General features: G+C 69.2%; 9 protein-coding genes and 2 pseudogenes. 10 read left to right on the forward strand and 1 reads right to left on the reverse strand.

The annotated features are described in order from the left end of the window. The first annotated feature begins 158 nt into the window (after nt 1-158). The 9 genes from AQJ58_RS02305 to obgE all read left to right on the forward strand — a co-directional run bounded on the left by AQJ58_RS02305 (nt 159) and on the right by obgE (nt 22,221). Nucleotides 159-3,794: a LamG domain-containing protein gene (locus AQJ58_RS02305; RefSeq protein WP_067244274.1), complete on the forward strand. Its 3,636-nt coding sequence runs from the start codon at nt 159-161 to the stop codon at nt 3,792-3,794. A gap of 163 nt (nt 3,795-3,957) precedes the next feature. Further along, a complete protein-coding gene (locus tag AQJ58_RS02310) occupies nt 3,958-10,827 on the forward strand; it encodes an RHS repeat-associated core domain-containing protein (protein ID WP_079078718.1) in 6,870 nt (2,289 codons plus the stop codon). 30 nt (nt 10,828-10,857) lie between these two features. After that, nucleotides 10,858-11,400, forward strand: a complete 543-nt coding sequence (locus AQJ58_RS02315) for a hypothetical protein (protein WP_067244276.1) — start codon at nt 10,858-10,860, stop codon at nt 11,398-11,400. A 427-nt stretch (nt 11,401-11,827) separates the two neighbouring features. Continuing rightward, nucleotides 11,828-18,745: a polymorphic toxin-type HINT domain-containing protein gene (locus AQJ58_RS02320; RefSeq protein WP_234359934.1), complete on the forward strand. Its 6,918-nt coding sequence runs from the start codon at nt 11,828-11,830 to the stop codon at nt 18,743-18,745. A gap of 13 nt (nt 18,746-18,758) precedes the next feature. After that, entirely contained in the window at nt 18,759-19,133 is a 375-nt protein-coding gene (locus tag AQJ58_RS02325) for a hypothetical protein (protein ID WP_067244278.1), read from the forward strand. Nucleotides 19,134-19,361: 228 nt separating this feature from the next. Continuing rightward, the gene (locus AQJ58_RS02330; protein WP_067244279.1) at nt 19,362-19,871 is read left to right on the forward strand and encodes an SUKH-3 domain-containing protein; all 510 of its coding nucleotides are present in this window, start codon (nt 19,362-19,364) and stop codon (nt 19,869-19,871) included. A gap of 199 nt (nt 19,872-20,070) precedes the next feature. Next, on the forward strand, nt 20,071-20,391 hold the full coding sequence (gene rplU / locus AQJ58_RS02335; RefSeq protein ID WP_067245664.1) for a 50S ribosomal protein L21: 321 nt from the start codon (nt 20,071-20,073) through the stop codon (nt 20,389-20,391). A gap of 14 nt (nt 20,392-20,405) precedes the next feature. Continuing rightward, on the forward strand, nt 20,406-20,660 hold the full coding sequence (rpmA, locus tag AQJ58_RS02340; RefSeq protein WP_003990207.1) for a 50S ribosomal protein L27: 255 nt from the start codon (nt 20,406-20,408) through the stop codon (nt 20,658-20,660). Nucleotides 20,661-20,784: 124 nt separating this feature from the next. Continuing rightward, the gene (gene obgE, locus AQJ58_RS02345; protein WP_067244281.1) at nt 20,785-22,221 is read left to right on the forward strand and encodes a GTPase ObgE; all 1,437 of its coding nucleotides are present in this window, start codon (nt 20,785-20,787) and stop codon (nt 22,219-22,221) included. An 11-nt stretch (nt 22,222-22,232) separates the two neighbouring features. Here obgE and AQJ58_RS02350 read toward each other — a convergent pair. Further along, a pseudogene (locus AQJ58_RS02350) lies at nt 22,233-22,551 on the reverse strand (PhoD-like phosphatase N-terminal domain-containing protein); the annotation flags it as partial. A 33-nt stretch (nt 22,552-22,584) separates the two neighbouring features. Here AQJ58_RS02350 and AQJ58_RS02355 point away from each other — a divergent pair. Continuing rightward, nucleotides 22,585-22,819, forward strand: a pseudogene (locus AQJ58_RS02355) (alkaline phosphatase D family protein); the annotation flags it as partial. Nucleotides 22,820-23,123: the final 304 nt, after the last annotated feature.

Raw genomic sequence — 23,123 nt, forward strand, 5'->3', positions numbered from 1 at the left:
CCCTCCCCCCAGATGACGTAGAAGCCCGGTGAGGGCGGCATGTGCGCAGGTGGCGTCGCCTTCGGCGCGACCGTCCGACGACCGGACCCGAGACAGACATGAAGCAACGGGAGAGTGGACGCGTGTCCGCAGACAGACAGAGACCGATACGGCGTGGCGTGCTCAGGCGCGTCGCCGTCGCGGCCGCCGTCGCCGGCGCGATGACGGCCGGCACCCTGGCGGTCCTGCCGGACGGTGACCCGGGCCGGAACCAGACGCCCATCGCCGCCGACCAGCCGACGGTGACCGAACAGCAGGCCATGGCCGTGGCCAAGGAGAGCGGCAAGAAGACCGAGGTCGTCGGCGCGCGCACCGAGCGCCGGGAGATCTTCGCCGAGCCCGACGGCACCTTCACCGCCCGCGAGTACACCGAGCCGGTGCGCACGGTCAAGAACGGTACCTGGGTCCCGGTCGACGCGACGCTGGTGAAGCGGGCCGACGGCACCTGGGGGCCCAAGGCCGCCACCGTCGACCTCGCCTTCTCCACCGGCCAGGCGGACAAGCCGTTCGTGACGATGCGCAGGGCGGGCCGTGAGTTCGCCCTGACCTGGCCCTACGGCAGGCTGCCGGCGCCCCGGGTGGAGGGGGACACCGCCACCTACGCCGAGGCCCTGCCCGGCGTCGACCTGACCGTGCGGGCCGAGGCCGACGGCTTCGGCCACCTGCTGGTCGTCAAGACACCCGAGGCCGCGGACGATCCGCGACTGGCCCACATCGACCTCGGGATGACCACCGACGGCCTCAAGGTGTCGGAGGACACCACCGGGGCGATCCTCGCCCAGGACGCCGCCGTCGGCGGAACCGTCTTCCAGGCGGGCAAGCCATCGATGTGGGACTCGGCCGCCGTGAAGGAGGCTTCCACCCGGAAGCAGGGTCCCCAGGCCGTGGCGAGGGCGCTGAAGTCCGCCGCCGCGGGCACGGACGCGACCGCCGCCACCCCCGCGGCCGGCCCGGGCCCCGGGGCGGCCGTCGAACCCGCCATGGAGGGACCGGGCGGCGGCGGCCGGGTCGCCCCGCTGGGCGTCGAGGTCGGCAAGGGCAGGCTGAGCCTGGTCCCCGACCAGAAGCTCCTCCAGGGCGCGGACACCGTCTTCCCGGTCGTCATCGACCCGATCTCGCGCACCACCTCGCGCACCTCCTGGACCGGCGTCATGTCCGGGATGCCCACCGAGCAGGACTGGAAATACTCCGGCAGCGCGGGCGCCGGCAAGTGCCCGACCGACTACAACCCGGTCTCCTGCAACGGCGTGGGCGTCCGCCGCGTGATGTTCACGATGCCGCTCTCCTTCTACAAGGGGAAGCAGATCCTGGGCGCGACCTTCTCCGCCCGGGTCGAGCACATCTACAGTGCCAGCCCGACCGCGGAGCCCATCCGGCTCTACCGCATCGGCGGCAAGAACTACTCCCTCTCGTCCTCCAGCAACTGGTCCAACACCTCGGACGACTGGGACGACCACATCGCGACGGTCGACAAGGCGATCTCGCCGACCTCCTGCTCCAGCCAGGCCAACCTGAACTTCGAGAGCAGCGAGAAGACCAACCCCGAGCTGACCAGCGAGATCAAGACGGCGGCCGCCGACGGCTGGAACTCGATGACGCTGGGTCTGCGGGCCGCCGACGAGTCCCGCTTCGCCGAGTGGAAGCGGATCTGCGGCAACGCCTACCTGTCGGTCAAGTACAACAACCTGCCGCGGCAGATCAAGACGTCCGACATGACCACCGACCCGGGCGGTCTGTGCAAGTGGGGCGGCAGCCGCGAGTACACCGAGGTCCCGCCGAAGCTCCAGGCCATCGCGAGCGACCCCGACCACGGCAACGGCCAGACCGACAAGGTCAAGGTCGAGTTCAAGGTGGAGTGGACCGACCCCACCACCAAGGCGGCCAAGTCCTACACCTACCTGACGCCGGACTGGCTCTCCCCGACCACCGGCACCAGGTTCACACACACGGTCAAGTCGTCCATCCCGCAGAACACCGTCATCTACTGGAGCGCACGCGCCACCGACGGTGACGGCTACGGCCCGTGGAGCTACGACGGCGATCCCGCCCAGCGCTGCGAGTTCATCTACGACAAGACGCTGCCCGGCAAGCCGAACGTGCTGTCCAAGCAGTACCCCTCCGACACCGTCTACCACGACGGCGTGGGCACCTACGGCACCTTCACCTTCGCGCCCAACCCGAACGACTCCATCCCCGACACGGACGTCGTCAAGTACCGCTACGCGTTCGACAGCACCGCGAGCCCGGCGACCGTCGCCACCCCGTCCGCGGCGGGCGGCTCCGTCTCCGTGCAGTGGATGCCGACCCGGGCCGGGCGGCACTGGGTCGACGTGATCGCCGTCGACAAGGCGGAGAACCCCAGCACCAAGGCCCACTACGAGTTCCTGGTCAGCGAGGGAACCCCGGTCGTGGCCCAGTGGAACCTCGCCGACCAGGCGGGCGACACCGAGGCCCACGACGAGAGCGGCGAGTTCTCGGCGACCGCGGGTACCGCCGTCTCCTTCGGCGCCGAGGGCCCCGGCGGCAAGGTCGACAAGGCAGCGCACTTCGACGGCACCACCGAGTCCTACCTCGACGCCAGCGAGACCGTCCTCGACACCGCCAGGAGCTTCTCCGTCAGCGCCTGGGTGCGGCCCACCGCCCTGGACAAGGACATGACGGTGATCAGCCAGGACGGCACCGGTGAGCCCGGGTTCACCTTCGGCTACGACGCCTCCGCGCAGACCTGGAAGTTCGCCGTCCCGGTCGACGACGTGGACTCGCTCGGCGAGTGGAAGGCCGTCTCCACCGGAGTCACCCCGGTCAAGGACCAGTGGGTGCTGCTGACCGGCGTCTACGACGCCCAGAAGAGCACCGGCCCCGAGCTCCAGCTCTACATCAACAAGGACCTCAAGGGCTCGGCCACCCGGCGCTCCACCTGGAAGTCGTACGGACCGCTGCAGATCGGCCGCGCCACGGCCAAGAGCGGCTACCGCGACAACTTCACCGGTGACCTCGCCGAGGTCCGCGTCTTCGACCGGGTCCTGCCGGCGGCCCAGGTCGCCGAGCTGATGACCGTCAAGCCGCAGCGCAAGGCCTACTGGCAGCTCGACACCGCCACCGGCGGTGCCTCCGCCGAGACCGGTGGCGGCCAGCCGCTGACCCTCGCGGGCAACGCCTCGATCTACCGCCCGGCCGACCCGCTGTTCGACACGGCCGCCCTGGTCGGCGACGGCAACCTGGTCCTGGACGGCGACGGGGACTACGCGTCCACCGCCACCGCCCCGGTCACCGGCAACAGCAGCTTCACCGTCACCGCCCGCGCCCAGCTCACCTCGCTGGACCCGGCGAAGTCGCAGACGGTGCTGTCCCTGCCGGGCGCCAGCGCCAACCGCCTTCAGGTCCGCTACCAGGCGACCACGCAGCAGTGGGAGCTGGTCGTCGCCAAGACCGACGCGGCCTCCCCCGAGGTCGTCACCTTCACCGACGACCAGGAGCTGCCCGACACCGGCGGCTCCGGCCAGCACCTGGCGGTCGTCTACGACGCCTTCGCCAACTCGATCCGCCTCTACGTCGAGGGCCAGCTCGTGGCCGGTGCCTACGGCACCAACAACACCCTGTGGTCCGCCACCGGCGGCCTCCAGGTGGGTCGTTCGCTGCGCGGGGCGAGCGAGTACTTCGCCGGCGCGATCGACGAGGTCCGTGTCTACAGCGGTGCGGCCGACCAGATCGCGGTGCAGCAGATGGCCGCGCTGACGGCCCTCCCCGATATGTGACCGAGCGTCACTTGTGGTGTGTGCCGGGTCCGTACAGGGCCCGGCACACCTGGTCCTGCCTCCGACCCCGCCCTCTGCCCCCGCCCCCGTGCACCTTCATGACGTCTCCCTACGATCAGGAAGTTGTCGAATGTTCTTCCGTGGCCGCTCCCTGAGCCGCCGCATGCCTCGACAGACGGTCGTCGCCACAGTGCTGGGGCTCTCCCTCGCGCTGTCCGCGTCGTCGGTCCAGGCGGCGGCGCTCGACGGCGACCGGGGCCGTACCAGCCGCCCCGGTGTCCAGGACGACGGTGATCCCGCCGAGGGATCCGATGCGAAAGCGAAGCCCCGTCCCTCCGACCCGGCGCGCAAGGCGGCGGTCAAGGGCCTGGAGAAGGCTGCGTGGCCCAAGCGCGGTGGCGCCGAGCTGAAGGTCGGCGCCACCGCGGAGGCCGGCGGTCTGCCGGTCGGGGTCACCAGGGCGAAGGCCGCGGTCAAGGCGGCACAGGCGGCCGGTAAGGTCCGGGTCGACGTCCTCGATCCGAAGCGGGCCGCCCGGCTCGGTGCCGATGTGCTGCTGGGTGTGGAGCGGGCGGACGGTGCCGCGCGAGCGGGCAAGGTCCGCCTCACGGTGGACTACTCGCAGTTCGCGGAGGGCTTCGGCGGCTCGTACGGCTCGCGGCTTCGGCTGGTCCAGCTTCCCGCGTGTGCCGCTCTTGGCACGCCGGGTAGCAAGGAGTGCCCGGAGCGGCCGAAGGTGCTGCCGACGGTCAACGATGTCAGGGCGGGTACGGTCTCGGCGGACGTGACCGCCGCTCCGGCCGCCGCCGGGGGCGTCTCGACGATGGCGGCGACAGCGACCTCGCTGGTCGCGGTCGCGGCGGGTCCGTCGAGCGCGCAGGGCACCTACAAGGCCACGGCGCTGGCCCCCTCCGCCAGCTGGACGGTCTCGAACTCCTCCGGTGGCTTCTCCTGGAACTACCCCTTCCGTTCGGTGCCGACCCCGGGCGGTCTGAGCCCGACCGTGGGTCTCGGCTACTCGTCGCAGTCGGCGGACGGCCGTACCGCGGCGACGAACAACCAGGGTTCGTGGGTCGGTGAGGGCTTCTCCTACGACCCGGGGTACATCGAGCGCCGCTACAAGCCCTGTTCCGAGGACGGCCATGACGGCTCCGGCGAGCAGTGCTGGGCGTTCGAGAACGCCACGGTCATGCTCAACGGCAGCTCCGGTGAGCTGGTCAAGGACGACACCACCGGCAAGTGGCACATGTCGTCGGACGACGGCTCGAAGGTCGAGAAGCTGACCGACGGCATCAACGGCGACAACGACGGTGAGTACTGGCGTATCACCACCTCGGACGGCACGGAGTACTACTTCGGCAAGAACCGGCTGCCGGGCTGGGCGTCGGGCAACGAGGAGACCAACTCGGTCTGGACGGCGCCGGTGTTCGGCGACGACTCCGGTGAGCCCTGCTACAACGCGACGTTCACGTCCGCGTACTGCCAGCAGGCGTGGCGCTGGTCGCTGGACTACGTCAAGGACACGCACGGCAACGTGATGTCCTACTTCTACGAGCGTGAGACGAACTACTACGCGCTGAACGGCAAGACGGACGTCAACGGCACGGCGTACCACCGTGGCGGCTGGCTCAAGCGGATCGACTACGGCCAGCGCGACGGCCAGGTCTACGCCGCGAAGGCCCCGGCGCGGATCGTGTTCAACACCGCCGAACGCTGCCTGCCCACCGCCGACTTCGACTGCGCGGAATCCAAGCGCACCAAGGCGAACGCCTCGCACTGGCCGGACGTCCCGGTCGACCAGGAGTGCAAGTCGGGCACCAAGTGCACGGTCGGCCAGACCTTCTGGACGACGAAGCGGCTGACGTCGGTCGTCACGCAGATGCGCAAGGACGCCACGACCTACGACGACGTGGACGCCTGGACCTTCACGCATCTGTTCACCGACAACGGCGACGATTCCAAGACCCTCTGGCTGTCGAAGATCGAGCACGAGGGCCGGGCGGGCACGGCCGTCAAGCTGCCGTCGGTGGAGCTGTTCGGTGAGCAGCTCGCCAACCGGGTCGACGCGGTGGGCGACAACATCGCCCCCTTCTACCGCTTCCGCCTCTCCATGGTTCTCAGCGAGACGGGCGCCCAGCTCGACGTCACCTACGCCCCCGCCGAGTGCACCAAGGCCGCTCTGCCGAAGCCGGGGGAGTCGACGAAGCGCTGCTACCCGGTGAAGTGGTCCCCGCCGGGCTACACCGACCCGATCACGGACTGGTTCCACAAGTACGTCGTGTCGGCGGTCATCGAGACCGACCGCACCGGCGGCAGCGACCAGCTCGTCACCCGCTACAGCTACCAGGGCGACGCGGCCTGGCGTAAGGCGAAGCCGGACGGCATCACCGACGAGAAGTACCTCACCTGGGGCGGCTGGCAGGGCTACGGCAAGGTCACCGTGACCTCCGGCAGCGCCGACGAGCAGAAGACCCGGGTCGACTACACGTACCTCCAGGGCATGAACGGCGACGCGAAGCCGGACGGGGGCACGCGCTCGGTCTCGGTGACGGACTCCACGGGAGTCTCCTACACCGACTCCGAGGAGTTCACCGGACACGAGCTGGAGGTCGCGACCTACGACGGCGGCAAGCTGATCTCCAAGGCGATCAGCGAGCCGTGGAAGCACACGACCGCGACCCAGACCAGGAGCTGGGGCACCACGCGGGCGGCCATCGTCAAGGCGGACACGGAACGCGGGTACAGCCTGCTGTCCAACGGCACGTGGCGGCAGACCAAGTCGACCACGAAGTACGAGACGGACCTCGGCACCGGCCGGGCGACCGAGGTCGACGACCAGGCCGACGTCTCGAAGAGCGACGACGACACCTGCACCCGCCTCTGGTACGCGGACAACACCGCGAAGAACATCCTCTCGCTGCCCTCGCGCAGCGAGTCCGTGTCGGTGAAGTGCGCGACGGCGCCCGACCGCAGGACCCAGGTCCTCGCGGACGAACGCACCTCCTACGACGACCTCGCCTTCGGCGCGGCGCCCACCAAGGGCGACGCGACGAAGACCGAGCGCCTGACGGCCCACAACGGCACCACGGCCACGTACCAGGTGACGGGCACCACCACGTACGACGACTTCGGGCGTCCGAAGATACAGAAGGACGCCAAGCAGAACCCGACGCGGACGGACTACGTCGAGACGAACGGTCTGCTCACCCAGACCAAGCTGACGAACGCCCTCGGCCACATCACGACCACCGACTACGCCTCCGCGTGGGGCCTGTCCAGGGGGCAGACCGACCCGAACGGCAGGCGGACGGACCTCGCCTACGACAGTCTCGGCCGGCTGACCTCGGTCTGGCTGCCGGACCGCGCGGCGTCGCAGACGCCGAGCATCAAGTACGTGTACAACGTCCGCAAGGACAAGGTCACCTCGATCAAGACCGAGAAGATCGAGAACGACGGGTCCTACGGCGCCGAGTACCAGCTCTACGACAGCCTGCTGCGTCCCCGCCAGATCCAGACCGAGGGTCCGGACGGCACCCGTATGGTCGCGGACTCGTTCTACGACGGCGCGGGCAAGATCAAGCAGACCAACAACACCTACAACGCGGTCGGCGCCGCCTCGGACGAGCTGCTGCTCGTGCACAACGGCGAGGTCGGCGCGCAGACCCGGGTGGAGTACGACGCCCTCGGCCGCCCCACGGCCGACATCTTCGCGGTGTCCGGCGTCGAGCAGTGGCGCACCACGACCACGTACGACGGTGAGCTCACGCACGTCGACCCGCCGGTCGGCGGTGTGCCCACCACGACCGTCTCGGACGCCGAGGGCAACACCACGGAGGTCCGGCACTACAAGGGGGCCTCGCCCGCCCCGCTGACGGCGTACGACTCGACGAAGTACACCTACACGCGGGCCGGCAAGCTGGAGACGGTCACCGACGCCCAGGGCAATGTGTGGCGGTACACGTACGACCAGCTGGGCCGCAAGAAGACGTCGGTCGACCCGGACGCCGGAACCTCCCGCACCGAGTACGACGAACTGGACCGGCCCGTAGCGGCCTGGGACGGGCGCGACAAGAAGACGTCCACGGCCTACGACGCGCTCGGCCGGGTCACCAGCACCTGGACCGGTGACGTCGACACCGGGACGAAGCTGACCGAGACCCGCTACGACAAGGCCGGCTGGCTGGGCCAGCCGTACGCCCAGCTCAGCTATGTCTCCCCGACCGAGTACTTCGCGTCGGTCGTGCAGTCGATGGACGAGTTCTACCAGCCGCTGAAGACGGCGTACTCGGTGCCCGCGTCGCAGGGCTCCCTGGCCGGCACCTATGTCTTCACGTCGACCTACAACCGCGACGGCACCCTCCAGTCGGCGGGTCTGCCCGCAGCCGGCGGCCTGTCCGCCGAGGCCATGACCTACGGGTACGACGCGCTCCAGCGCCCGACCACGATGACGGGCACGACCTCGTACGTCACCAACACCGTCTACTCGAAGAACAGCCTGCTGCAGCAGCTGGAGCTGTACACCGGCTCGGGCAAGAAGGTGTGGCAGACCTTCGACCACGAGACGGGCACCGACCGCCTCACCCGGTCCACCGTCGACGTCTACGGCGCGACGGCCCCGGCCAAGCAGTCGTCCTACTCCTACGACCAGGCCGGCAACGTCCTGTCGATCGCGGACACCGCGAACACCTCGTCGCCGGACGTGCAGTGCTTCGCCTACGACAGCCAGCAGCGGCTGGCCGAGGCGTGGACGCCCGCGGCCTCGGTGGCGAACGCGGCCGGCTCCGGCACCGTCGGCTCGGCGGCGCCCGTCGAGGGCTCCCGCCCGAGTGCCTGCACCGCTGCCCCGGGCACGAGCGCGCTGGGCGGCCCCGCCGCGTACTGGAAGTCGTACGAGACGGACGCCATCGGCAACCGGAAGACGGAGACCATCCACGACACCGGGCTGAACGCGTCCAAGAACATCACGCGCAGCTACGAGTACGGCGGCGCGGGCGCCCTCGGCGACGGTCCGCACCAGTTGACCAAGGTCACCGAGAAGACCCCGACCGGCACCAGGCAGTACGCGTACGAGTTCAACGACGCGGGCGCCACCACCAAGCGGACGATCGGCGGAGACGCCCAGTCGCTCGATTGGGACGACGCGGGCCGGCTCACCAAGGTGAAGGAGGCGAACGGCTCCGAGACGACGTACCTGTACGACGCCTCCGGCAGCCGGATCCAGCGCAAGGACACCTCGGGCACCACGGTCTACCTGCCCGGCATGGAGCTGAAGCTCTCCGCGGACGGCACCAAGAAGTCGGCGACCCGGTACTACTCGTACGCCGGCCAGACCGTCGCGGTCCGCACCGACGACGGCAGGCTGTCGTTCCTCGCGGCCGACCACCACGGCACGGGCGAGCTCGCCGTCGAGGCGGCGACGGGCGCGGTCTCCCAGCGCCGCTTCGACCCGTACGGCGTCCAGCGCGGCACGGCCACCGGCACCTGGCCCGGCGAGAAGGGCTATGTCGGCGGCACCACCGACACCTCCACCGGCCTGACCCACCTGGGCGCCCGGGAGTACGACCCGGCGATCGGCAAGTTCATCTCGATCGACCCGGTCATCGACTACACGCAGCCGCAGCAGATCAACGGTTACGCCTACGCCGACAACAGCCCCGTCACACTGTCCGACCCGAGCGGACTGCTGTCCTCGACGACGTGCAGCCTCTTCCCCGGGGCGCTCGGCTGTGGGACGTCCGGCTGCGACCTGCTGTGCGCGCCGGGCTCCGAAGGCGCGAAGGTCACCGAGGCGCAGAACGAGGTCAACCAGGCCCAGAAGCAGCAGTCTTCGGCCAAGCAGCGCATCGGTTCCGCCGGCAAGGCGCTGGTCAAGATCGTCCGGGACATCCTCGGTGTCGACGCGGCGCTCGACTGTATCTCCACGGGTGACGTCGGCGCCTGCGGCGAAACGCTGCTGAACATCGCCGGCAGCTTCGCCGGCGGCCTCGCCGGCAAGATCATGGCGAAGTACGGCATGCCCTGGAAGTGGGCGAAGGGAGTCAAACTCGCCAAGCGGGTCGTCAATCTCGTCGGTGATCTCATCGGCGGGGTCAAGGACCTGCTCAAGGCCAACAAGGCACTCGCCAAGGCCAAGGACGGCCTGGCCATGGCCCGCAAGAAGGCCGCGGACGCGCTGCGCAAGCTGCAGAAGGGGAAGTGCCACAGCTTCCTGCCCGGCACCAAGGTCCTTCTCGCCGACGGCTCCACCAAGCCGATCGAGGACGTCGAACTCGGCGACAAGGTGGTGGTGACCGATCCGGAGACCGGGGAGACCACCGTCCGCGAGGTCGCGGGGACCATCGTCACCGAGGCGGACAAGCAGTTCTCGGACCTCACGGTGAAGCCGGACTCCGGTCGCGAGGAGACGCTGGTCGCCACGACCACGCACCCCTTCTGGGTCGAGTCCGAGCAGGCGTGGATCCCGGCCGGCGCTCTCGAACCCGGTATGAAGCTGCGCACCCCTTCCGGCGACACCGTCGAACTCACGGCCAACCGCCACTTCGACAAGCGCCAGCGCACCCACGACCTGACCATCACGGGCATCCACACGTTCTACGTGCTGGCGGACGTGACACCGCTGCTGGTGCACAACTGCCCCACCGCCTCCGACGCCCCCGACACGTCCGGATCGGCCACGGTCTACCTGGACGCCGGTGCCAACCCCAAGCACGCCTCGGTCAAGGTCGAGTACAACGGGGAGTCCCTCCACAGCGAGCAGCTGGGCACGCCCGGTACGGACGCCGTGGGGGCCTTCTACGAGGGGGAGGTGTCCAGCCTGTCCTTCGCCATCAGGATTCCCCTGCCCAACGCGAAGAACGCGCAGGCGTTCCAGCGCGCCACCGAAGGACATGTCTTCGATCCCTACGATCTCGACACGCGGAGTTGCGTCACGTACTGCGCGGACGTGTTGCGCGCCGGTGGGATCGGCCCTCAGGACCTGCCCAAGGGAATGAAGACCGACGAGATCGAGCGATGGCTGCTCAGCAAGTTCTGACGGCCGCGAAGAAGCGAAGGGAGGACAACCGTGGAGAAGACCGCGGACGGGACGTTCGACACCGCCGGTGAAGCGCTCTGCTGCGCCGCGGCCGTGCGACTGGGCGGAGCACTGCGCGTGCTCGCCGCCCTGGGCGGGCTTTCGGACCGCTACGACAAGGTCGAGGCGGGACTCGGGAGCATCAGGGCCTTCGTCGGTGGGCGGGAGCGTGACGACGCCGCGCTCGCCGACGCCTTCGTCGCCAACTGGTCGCTGGGCACCAGGTACGGGGAGCAGTTGCCGGGCGCGGCCTTCTTCCGGGCCGGGACGCGGATCGCGGACGTCGCGATCATCGTCGCCCGGACGGAACAGCCCGTGGACCCCGTGCAAGGGCTGAGCCAGGCCCTTGAGGCGGCCGCCGCCTGGCCGTCCGAGATCCGCATCGGCTCCTTCACCCGGCTGGCCGACTTCGAGCGGGCCTGCCAGGCGGAGGCGGAGGACCGGCTCCGGACGGGCGGTCTGCCTGCTTTGTGGGAGCTGGCCGAGGCACAGGCCGTCCCTTACCGCCGCGCAGCGGAACTGCTCGTCGCGTAACGCGGATCACGGGAGACGGGGCTCGGTTTGTTCCCTCAAGCCGGGCCCCTGTCCGTGTGATGCTCCGTCACTCCGCCTTCCGGGGCGGCTTTTCGACGCCCCGCTCGACCCTTCATCCCTCTCCCTTTCCTCACACGCCCGACGATCAGAGAGGTGACAGATGTTCTTCCGTGGCCGCTCAGTGAGCCGCCGTATGCAAGGCGGCGCAGGCCGCGGACAGCGTCCGGGCCGAGGTGGTCGACCCGAAACGGGCCGACCACCGCACCCCGGGCCGCTCCTGGGACATCGGGCGCGCCGACCTGTTCGCGCAACTCCGCTCCGTATCCCCTGACCTCTTCTCTCTTCCTGCCGCGGCGCGAGCCCTGCGCCGCGGCCGGTACTCCCTGTCCACAAACGGAGATCATTGATGTATTGGAAGAGTCGGCCCTTGAGCCGACGAATACCCAGACGCATTCTCGGCACGACGGTGCTGAGCCTGGCCCTGGCGCTCTCCGCGTCCACGGTCCAGGCCGTGCCGCTCGCCACGGACGCCAAGGGCCGCACCAGCCGCCCCGGTGTCCAGGACGACGGCGATCCCGCCCGGGGGCGGGACGCCAAGGCGAAGTCCCGCCCCTCGGACCCCGCGCGCAAGGCGGCGGTGAAGGGGCTGGAGAAGGCGGTGTGGCCGAAGCGGGGCGGCGCCGAGGTGAGGCTGGGCGCCACCGCGGAGGCCGGCGGTCTGCCGGTGAAGGTCAGCAGGGCGAGGGCCAAGGTCAAGGCGGCGCAGGCCGCGGACAGCGTCCGGGTCGAGGTCCTCGACCCGAAGCGGGCCGACCGGCTCGGTGCCGAGGTGCTGCTGGATGTCGAGCGGGCGGACGGAGAGCGGCAGGCGGGCAAGGTCCGCCTGACGGTGGACTATTCGGAGTTCGCGGAGGGCTTCGGCGGCTCGTACGGCTCGCGTCTTCAGCTGGTCCAGCTTCCGGCGTGTGCCGTCGTGGCCGTGCCCGGCAGCAAGGACTGCCCCGAGCGGCCGAAGGTGCTGCCGACGGTCAACGACGTGAAGACGGGTACGGTCTCGGCGGACGTGACCGCCGCTCCGGCCGCCGCCGAGGGTGTTTCGACGATGGCGGCGACAGCGACCTCGCTGGTCGCGGTCGCGGCGGGTCCGTCGAGCGCGCAGGGCACCTACAAGGCCACGGCACTGGCCCCGTCGGCGAGCTGGAGCGTCGCCACTTCTTCCGGCGCCTTCAACTGGAACTACCCCTTCCGATCGGTCCCGACCCCCGGTGGTCTGTCCCCGACCGTGGGTCTCGGTTATTCCTCGCAGTCGGCGGACGGCCGTACGGCGGCGACGAACAACCAGGGTTCGTGGGTCGGTGAGGGTTTCTCCTACGACCCGGGGTACATCGAGCGCCGCTACAAGCCCTGCTCGGAGGACGGCCACGACGGCTCGGCCGAGCAGTGCTGGGCGTTCGAGAACGCCACGGTCATGCTCAACGGCAGCTCCGGTGAGCTGGTCAAGGACGACACCACCGGCGAGTGGCACATGTCGTCCGACGACGGCGCGAAGATCGAGAAGCTGACGGGTGCCACGAACGGCGACAACGACGGCGAGTACTGGCGTATCACCACCTCGGACGGCACGGAGTACTACTTCGGCAAGAACCGGCTGCCGGGCTGGGCGTCGGGCAACGAGGAGACCAACTCGGTCTGGACGGCGCCGGTGTTCGGCGACGACTCGGGTGAGCCCTGCTACAACGCGACGTTCACGTCCGCGTACTGCCAGCAGGCGTGGCGCTGGTCGCTGGACTACGTCAAGGACACGCACGGCAACGTGATGTCCTACTTCTACGAGCGTGAGACGAACTACTACGCGCTGAACGGCAAGACGGACGTCAACGGCACGGCGTACCACCGTGGCGGCTGGCTCAAGCGGATCGACTACGGCCAGCGCGACGGCCAGGTCTACGCCGCGAAGGCGCCGGCGCGGATCGTGTTCAACACCGCCGAGCGCTGCCTGCCCACCGCCGACTTCGACTGCGCGGAATCCAAGCGCACCAAGGCGAACGCCTCGCACTGGCCGGACGTCCCGGTCGACCAGGAGTGCAAGTCGGGCACCAAGTGCACGGTCGGCCAGACCTTCTGGACGACGAAGCGGCTGACGTCGGTCGTCACACAGATGCGCAAGGACGCCACGACCTACCAGGACGTGGACGCCTGGTCCCTGACCCACCTCTTCACCGACAACGGCGACGACTCCAAGACCCTCTGGCTGTCGAAGATCGAGCACGAGGGCCGGGCGGGCACGGCCGTCAAGCTGCCGTCCGTCGACCTCTTCGGTGAGCAGCTCGCGAACCGGGTCGACGCGGTGGGCGACAACATCGCCCCCTTCTACCGCTTCCGCCTCTCCATGGTTCTCAGCGAGACGGGCGCCCAGCTCGACGTCACCTACGCCCCCGCCGACTGCACCAAGGCCGCTCTGCCGAAGCCGGGGGAGTCGACGAAGCGCTGCTACCCGGTGAAGTGGTCCCCGCCGGGCTACACCGACCCGATCACGGACTGGTTCCACAAGTACGTCGTGTCGGCGGTCATCGAGACCGACCGCACCGGCGGCAGCGACTCGATGGTGACCCGTTACGACTACCAGGGCGACGCGGCCTGGCGTAAGGCGAAGCCGGACGGCATCACCGACGAGAAGTACCTGACCTGGGGCGGCTGGCAGGGCTACGGCAAGGTCAAGGTCACCAGCGGCACCTCGGACGTCCAGAAGACCCGGGTCGACTACACGTTCCTTCAGGGCATGAACGGGGACAAGGACGCCGACGGCACCACCCGTTCGGTGTCGGTCAAGGACTCCACGGGTGCGTCGTACCCGGACGACGAGGAGTTCACCGGCCACCAGCTGGAGGTCGCCACCTATGACGGCGCCAAGCTCATCTCCAAGTCGATCAGCACCCCTTGGAAGCACTACAGCGCCACCCAGACCAGGAGCTGGGGCACCACCCGCGCGGTGATCGTCCGCAGCCAGGTCGGCCGCGGCTTCAACCTGAAGTCCGACGGCACCTGGCTGGAGACGAAGTCCACGACGACGTACGACACGTCGAACGGCACCGGCCGCGTCCTGACGGTCGACGACCAGGGCGATGTCTCCACCACCAAGGACGACAGCTGCACCCGCACCACCTACGCGGACAACCCGGCGAAGAACATCCTCTCGCTTCCGGCCCGCAGTGAGTCGGTGTCCGTGAAGTGCGCGACGACGCCCGACCGCAAGACCCAGGTCCTCGCGGACGAACGCACCTCCTACGACGGCGGCGCGTTCGGCGCGGCGCCCAGCAAGGGCGACGCGACCAAGACCGAGCGTCTGACGGCGCACAACGGCACCACGGCGACCTACCAGGTCACGGGCGCCACGACGTACGACGACTTCGGCCGTCCGCTGACCCAGCAGGACGCCAAGCAGGTCGGGACGACGGACGAGACGAAGACCGTCTACACCGAGACCAACGGCCTGCTGACCAGGACGAAGGTCACCAACGCCCTCGGTCACGCCACCACCACCGACTACGCCCCGGCCTGGGGCATGTCGTCGGGCCAGACCGACCCGAACGGCAAGCGGACGGACCTCGCGTACGACGCGATGGGTCGCCTGACGTCCGTGTGGCTGCCGGACCGGGCCTCGTCCCAGACGCCGAGCATCAAGTACTCGTACAACGTCCGCAAGGACAAGGTCACCTCGATCAAGACCGAGAAGATCGAGAACGACGGCTCCTACGGCGCCGAGTACCAGCTCTACGACAGCCTGCTGCGAGCCCGTCAGATCCAGACGGAGGGCGCGGACGGCACCCGCATGGTCGCGGACACCTGGTACGACGGTACGGGCAACCTCAAGAAGACCAACTCGACGTACAACGCCGCCGGCGCCGCCGCGGACGAGCTGCTGCTCGTGCACAACGGTGAGGTGGGCGCGCAGAGCCTGCTGGAGTATGACGGCCTGGGCCGCACGACGGCACAGATCTTCCAGGTGTCGGGCGTCGAGCAGTGGCGCACGACGACCCGGTACGACGGCGAGCAGACGCACGTAGACCCGCCGGTCGGCGGTGTGCCCACCACGACGATCACCGACGGCCAGGGCAACGTCTCGGAGATCCGCCACTACCGCGGGTCGTCACCGGGTGTCGGCGTGGCGTACGACGCGACGAAGTACACGTACAACAACAGGGGCCTGCTGGAGACGGTCACCGACGCCAAGAACAACGTGTGGCGGTACGAGTACGACCAGCTCGGCCGCAAGAAGACGTCGGTGGACCCGGACGCCGGCACCTCCCGGACCGAGTACGACGAGCTGGACCGGCCGATCGCCACGTACGACGGCCGGGACAAGAAGGTGTCCACCGTCTACGACAAGATCGGCCGTGTCCTGAGCACCTGGCAGGGCGACGCCGACACCGGCACCAAGCTGAGCGAGATCAAGTACGACAAGGCGGGCTGGCTGGGCCAGGCCTACGGCTTCCTCAGCTATGTCTCGTCGACCGAGTACTTCGCCACCGCCGTCCAGTCGATGGACGAGTTCTACCGTCCGCTGAAGACCGCCTACCAGGTCCCCGCCTCGCAGGGTTCCCTGGCCGGCACCTATGTCTACACCGCCTCCTACAACCGGGACGGCACGCTCCAGAGCACCGGACTGCCCGCCGTCGGCGACCTGCCGGCGGAGGCGCTGACCTACACGTACGACGACCTTCAGCGTCCGAAGACGATGACAGGCTCCACGTCGTACGTGACCAACACCGTCTACTCCGGCAAGAGTCTGCTGCAGCAGCTGGAGCTGTCCACGGGCAGCGGCAAGAAGGTCTGGCAGACCTACGGCTACGAAACGGGCACCGACCGGCTGACCCGCTCGACGCTCGACGTCTACGGCGCCACCGCGCCGGTGAAGCAGTCGACGTACTCGTACGACCAGGCCGGCAATGTCCTGTCGATCGCCGACACGGCGAACTCCGCCTCGCCGGACGTGCAGTGCTTCGCCTACGACACCAGGCAGCGGCTGAAGGATGCCTGGACCCCGGCGGCCACCGCCACCACGGCAGCCGGCGTCGGCACCCGCGGCTCCACGGCACCGTTGGACGGCACCGGCCCGACGGCCTGTGACTCAGCCGCCGGTGCGAGCCCGCTCGGCGGCCCCGCCCCGTACTGGAAGTCGTACGAGACCGACGCCATCGGCAACCGCACCAACGAGACCGTCCACGACACCGGGCTGAACGCGGCGAACAACATCACCCGCGACTACGAGTACGGCGGCGCGGGCGCCCTCGGTGACGGACCGCACCAGGTCACCAAGATCACCGAGCAGACCCCGACGGGCCAGCGGCAGTCGACGTACGAGTACGACGACTCCGGCAACACCACCAAGCGGACCATCGGCGGCAACGCCCAGTCGCTGGTCTGGGGCGACTCCGGCAGGCTGAGCGAGGTCACCGAGGCGAACGGCTCGAAGACCAGTTACCTCTACGACGGCTCCGACAACCGGCTTCTGCGCAAGGACTCCACCGGGACCACCGTCTATCTGCCGGGCACCGAGCTGAAGCTGTCGGCCGACGGCACGAAGAAGGAAGCCACCCGCTACTACGAGTACGCCGGCCAGGTGATCGGAGTGCGTACCGCGGGCAAGGTGTCCTTCGTCGCCTCGGACCACCACGGTACGGGCGAGGTGGCGATCGACTCGGCGACCGGGGCGGTCAGCCAGCGCCGCTTCGACCCGTTCGGTGTCGAACGGGGTGAGAAGACCGGCGTCTGGCCGGGCGAGAAGGGCTATGTCGGCGGGACCATCGACGCCCAGTCCGGCCTGACCCACCTGGGAGCGCGTGAGTACGACGCGGCGATCGGCAAGTTCATCTCGGTCGACCCGGTGATCGACTACACGCAGCCGCAGCAGATCAACGGCTACGCGTACGCCAACAACTCGCCGGTCACGCACGCCGACCCCAGCGGCATGATCATCCCGGAGTGCCGGGAGGGCCTGATCGAGTGCCGGGGTGGTCTGCCGGTCATCCATCAGACTCAGGAGGAGAAGGCACAGTCGAACTACGACAGCGCCTCCCGGAACGTGTCGGCGGCCGAGGGGCAGCAGTCCGCGGCGAAGCAGCGCATCAAGTCCGCGGGCAAGGCCCTTGTCAAGATCGCCCGGGACATCCTGGGTGTGGACGCGGCCCTGGACTGCATCTCCACCGGAGACGTCGGCGCCTGTGGGGAGACCCTGCTCAACATCGCGGGCAGCTTCGCGGGCGGTCTGGCGGGCAAGATCCTCGCCAAGTACGGCGCTCCCTGGAAGTGGGCCAAGGGCATCAAGCTCGCCAAGCGGGTCACCGGCCTGGTCGGCGACCTGATCGGCGGCGCGAAGGACCTGTGGAAGGCCAACAAGGCGGTCGGCAAGGCGAGAGCCGGTCTGGCCAAGGCCGCGGACAAACTGGCGGAGGCCAGGAAGAAGGCGGCCGCAGCCCGCAAGAAGAAGGGGGCCGACGACGACATCGGCGGCTCCTGCCCGACTGAGGGGAAGCACAGCTTCCTGCCGGGTACGAAGGTGCTGCTCAAGGGTGGCATGACCAAGCCGATCGAGCAGGTGAAGCTCGGCGACCAGGTCGTGGTGACCGACCCGAAGACGGGCGTCACGAAGGTTCGCGAGGTCGTCGGCACCATCGTCACCGAGGACGACAAGCACTTCGTCGACCTGACGGTCAAGGCCCCGACGGGGGAGCCCGAGACCCTGGTCTCCACCACGACCCACCCGTTCTGGTCGGACTCCGAGCAGGCATGGATCGAGGCCGGCGACCTGAAGCCGGGCATGACCCTGCACACCGCCGACGGCGCCCAGGTCACCCTCACGGCGATCCGTGCGTTCGACCGGCGCCAGCGCACGCACGACCTCACGGTCGAGGACGTCCACACGTACTACGTGCACGCGGGGGCGATCCCGCTGCTCGTGCACAACTGCGGAACGGCTACCGTCAACTGGGACGACGACATCAAGCACGCCACGATCAAGGTGGAGTTGGACGACGGCCGATCGTTCGAAACGGAGCAGGTGCACTTCGGGGAGGAGGGCGTCGATCCCACGGGGGCCGACACGACCGCCCAGTTCGTCACCGAGAAGCTGGGACCGAACACGAAGCAGCTGACGTTCCGCCTTCCCGACGCCCGAGCTGCCGTCAAGGCCCAGTTCAAGTCCATCAATGCGGATCTCGGCCCGTACAGCACGGGAAGCAACAGCTGCGTCACCTATTGCGTAGGCATTCTGCGAGCGGGCGGGGTCGACATACCTGCGGGCAGGGCCGGAGCTGTGACACTCGCCAGAATGGCGAGGGAATCCTGAATGGGGAAGAAAGATGCTGGACGGAGAAGAGCACTGGAACGCCACGCTGGCCGAAATTTTGCTGAGCCGGAAGATCGGAGCTGCCCATGTGAAACTGCTGGGTGATCTCATCTCGGTCACCGCTCAGCTGGACATGGCCGCACAGCGCCGTCAGCCGGCCTTCGGGCTGGACGACATCATCGAGTTCGACGAGAAGGTCGGCCCGCTGGAGGAGGCGTATCAGTCCGCTTGGCGGGCGGTGGACGCCGCACCGGACAGGGAGCGGCGAGCCCCTGAACTGCAGAGGCTCGCGACCGCGCTGACGGAGGCCGTGGAAGGCATCGTGGACGTGGCTCGGCGGCGCGGAATTCCGGTCGAGCTGCACCGTTTCGGCGACTCCGAGGGCTGATTGAACCGCCGCATACCCAGACCGGCGTTCGCCGCGACAGTGCTCGGGCTCACGCTCGCGCTGTCCGCATCGTCGGTCCGGGCCGTGGCGCCCGACGGCGACCGGGGCCGCACCAGCCGCCCCGGCGTCCAGGGCACGGGGATCCAGTGAAGGGTCCGACGCGAAAGTGAAGTCCCGCCCTTCGGGTCCGGCGCGAAAGGCGGCGGTCAAGGGGCTGGACAAGGCGGTGTGGCCGAAGCAGGGCCGTGGAAGAGGGCGGCGGAGGCCCTCAAGAAGCGGAAGAAGACCGAGGAGGCCGAGACGAGATTCACCACTGAGGTGGAGCGTGTACTGCGTCTTTCCGGCTGGTCTCCCGGCCGGCGGACGGACATCGCGGTGTGGAAGGAGCAGCTTTCCGGCTTCAGCTGGCACCCGGCCGCCGAGCGGTTCCTGACCGAGTTCGGCGGAGTCTCGGTGGACGTGAGCGGCCCCGGCGTCGATGTCGCACGGGAGCCGTTCACCATCGACCCGGAACTGGCCGTCGGGGAGGAAGAAGCGTTCGAGGAGCTCTCGGAACGCTTCGGCCGCAGGTTCTTCCCCCTCGGGGAGATCGGGCAGGGAGAGTTCTTCCTGGCACTCGACGAGGACGGAGTCCTGTACCTGCTCGCGGCCTGGGCCTTCCGTCTGGGCCCGGTGGAGCAGGGGCTGGAGAACTTGGTCACCGGGGTCAAAGCGGTGAAACTGTCCCTTCCCGAGTGAGGGCCGGGGCCCGGTTTGACCCCTCAAGCCGGGCCCCGTAGCCTTGACCCTCGGCGTGTTCCCTAGACGCGCCACATCCCCGTAAACCTCTTCCTCCCGGACACCGGTCCGCCGGTGGCACAGGGAGAGGCCGTCCGTGACTCTTCCCGGGCGGCTGGACTGCGGGGGTGCCGTTTCCGAGCGAGAGAGTGAGATCCGCGTGTACGCCATCGTGCGCAGCGGTGGTCGCCAGCACAAGGTTGCTGTCGGCGACATCGTTGAGGTTGACAAGATTTCCACCGCCCAGGTTGGCGACACGGTCGAGCTCTCGACCCTGCTCGTTGTCGACGGCGACGCCGTGACCAGCGACCCGTGGGTGCTGGCCGGCATCAAGGTCCAGGCCGAGGTCGTGGACCACCACAAGGGCGTCAAGATCGACATCCTTCGGTACAAGAACAAGACCGGCTACCGCCGTCGTCAGGGCCACCGCCAGCAGTACACGGCGATCAAGGTCACTGAGATCCCCGCGGCTGCGAAGTAAGGGACTGAGGAGACATGGCACACAAGAAGGGCGCATCGTCCACCCGGAACGGTCGCGACTCGAATGCCCAGCGGCTCGGCGTGAAGCGCTTCGGCGGTCAGGTCGTCAACGCGGGTGAGATCCTGGTCCGCCAGCGTGGCACCCACTTCCACCCGGGCGCCGGTGTCGGCCGCGGTGGCGACGACACGCTGTTCGCGCTCGAGGCCGGTTCGGTGCAGTTCGGCACCCACCGTGGCCGCAAGGTCGTGAACATCGTTCCGGTCGCCTGAGTCTCTGCTCAGGGCTACAGACCGAACGTTTCGCGAGGCGGACCTCACTTCCCTTCCGGGAAGGCGGGTCCGCCTTTCGCGTGTTAACCCAGTAATACCCGTACTGCTCTGGAGGCACTGAACCATGACCACCTTCGTGGACCGCGTCGAGCTGCACGTCGCCGCGGGTAACGGAGGCCACGGCTGTGCCTCCGTCCACCGTGAGAAGTTCAAGCCGCTCGGCGGCCCCGACGGGGGCAACGGCGGACGCGGCGGCGACGTCATCCTCACCGTCGACCAGTCGATCACCACGCTCCTCGACTACCACCACTCCCCGCACCGCAAGGCCACCAACGGCAAGCCGGGCGAGGGCGGCCACCGCTCCGGCAAGGACGGACAGGACCTCGTCCTGCCCGTGCCGGACGGCACCGTGGTGCTCGACAAGGCGGGCAACGTCCTCGCCGACCTCGTCGGTCACGGCACCTCCTTCGTCGCCGCCCAGGGCGGCCGCGGCGGTCTGGGCAACGCGGCCCTGGCCTCCGCCCGCCGCAAGGCGCCCGGCTTCGCGCTGCTCGGTGAGCCCGGCGATCTGCGGGACGTCGTCCTGGAGCTGAAGACCGTCGCGGACGTGGCCCTGGTGGGCTACCCGAGCGCCGGAAAGTCCTCGCTGATCTCGGTGCTCTCCGCCGCCAAGCCGAAGATCGCCGACTACCCGTTCACCACCCTCGTGCCGAACCTCGGGGTGGTGACCGCGGGTTCCACCGTCTACACCATCGCCGACGTCCCCGGGCTCATCCCCGGTGCCAGCCAGGGCAAGGGCCTCGGCCTGGAGTTCCTGCGGCACGTCGAGCGGTGCAGTGTGCTGGTGCACGTCCTGGACACCGCCACCCTGGAGTCCGACCGCGACCCCGTCTCCGACCTCGACATCATCGAGGAGGAGCTGCGGCAGTACGGCGGCCTCGGCGACCGGCCGCGGATCGTCGTCCTGAACAAGATCGACGTCCCGGACGGCAAGGACCTGGCCGAGATGGTGCGGCCGGACCTCCAGGCGCGCGGGTACCGCGTCTTCGAGGTGTCCGCCGTCGCGCACACGGGCCTCAAGGAGCTGTCGTTCGCGCTGGCCGAGCTGGTCGGGCGGGCGCGTGCCGCCAAGCCCAAGGAGGAGGCGACCCGGATCGTCATCCGGCCCAAGGCCGTGGACGACGCCGGCTTCACCGTCACGCTGGAGGAGGACGGCCTCTACCGCGTCCGGGGCGAGAAGCCCGAACGCTGGGTCCGCCAGACCGACTTCAACAACGACGAGGCCGTGGGCTACCTCGCCGACCGCCTCAACCGCCTCGGTGTGGAGGAGGAGTTGATGAAGGCCGGCGCCCGGGCGGGTGACGGGGTGGCGATCGGTCCCGAGGACAACGCGGTCGTCTTCGACTGGGAGCCGACCGTCATGGCCGGCGCCGAGATGCTGGGCCGCCGCGGCGAGGACCACCGCCTCGACGAGACCCGCCCGGCCGCCCAGCGCCGCCGCGACCGCCAGGCCGAACGCGACGAGGCCACCCAGGAGTTCGAGGGCTTCGAGCCCTTCTGAGTCACGCGTCCCTTCAGGCCTCGCACATCCGCATGAAGGCTGTGCCCGTACGCGGGCAGGGCCGTGGAGGTGCGCTCCGGCGCACGGAGGAGGCGAACCGGGAGTCGGGCGAGATCTCCCACTGCACGGCGACGTTCTGCCGCGGCATCCCGCCCCCGTGCAGCGGGTCGGGGGCGAGTCGGGTCCAGAGCACGATCCCCTCGGGCAGGGGGGCGCCGGAGGCCACGCCGAGGCTGAACATGTTCTCTGGGAGGGTGTGCGCGGCCGTGTGCGCGGCGGCGTGCGCGGCGGCGGGCAGCAGAGCTGGGCGGAGGCGGCGGCACCGAGCACGGCGGCACCGGCGGTGAGGAGACGACGGCGGGCCGGGACTACTGGTACCGCTTCCGCGCCGGCGGCGCGGATCTCCCCGGTCGGCCGCACCCGCACGGCGCCCCGGCCCCTGGCCTCGGGCGGTTCGCTGCGCCTGGCGCTCGCCTCCTGCCAGAACTGGCAGCACGGGTACTTCACCCCGTACGCCGACATGGCGGCCCAGGACCCGGACGTCGTCCTCTTCGTCGGCGACTACGCGACCGCCCGTACGCCGGCGGGACTCAGGGTCGCGGACGGCGGGCCGGGTGTCCGCACGGTGGGGGGATGATCGCCCGAGTGAAATGCCGCGGAATCTCAATAAAAAAGAATTCCGTGGCAATGGACTGCCGGACGAACTTTATTCGAAACTTATCCGCAACGGCGTCGTGATGCATATGAAGAACGCGTGCAGCCCCACGTCACGGGACGTGAAGATCTCCACCCCCACCGGGTGGGCGGTGGAGGCGGCCGCCGGGATCGGCGCCGAGACGGCCGAGAGCGTCACCGCAATGGGCGTACGGGGCATCGGTGATCCGGCGCTGCTGTCCGGGGGG

Origin of the sequence: Streptomyces sp. DSM 15324, assembly GCF_001514285.1 — a bacterium.
Lineage (GTDB): Bacteria > Actinomycetota > Actinomycetes > Streptomycetales > Streptomycetaceae > Streptomyces.

Excerpts from the sequence above, each read along its gene's own strand:
- AQJ58_RS02310 (WP_079078718.1), top strand. The coding sequence starts at position 3,958 with ATGCCTCGACAGACGGTCGTCGCCACAGTGCTGGGGCTCTCCCTCGCG.
- AQJ58_RS02325 (WP_067244278.1), top strand. The coding sequence starts at position 18,759 with ATGCTGGACGGAGAAGAGCACTGGAACGCCACGCTGGCCGAAATTTTG.
- rpmA (WP_003990207.1), top strand. The coding sequence starts at position 20,406 with ATGGCACACAAGAAGGGCGCATCGTCCACCCGGAACGGTCGCGACTCG.
- obgE (WP_067244281.1), top strand. The coding sequence starts at position 20,785 with ATGACCACCTTCGTGGACCGCGTCGAGCTGCACGTCGCCGCGGGTAAC.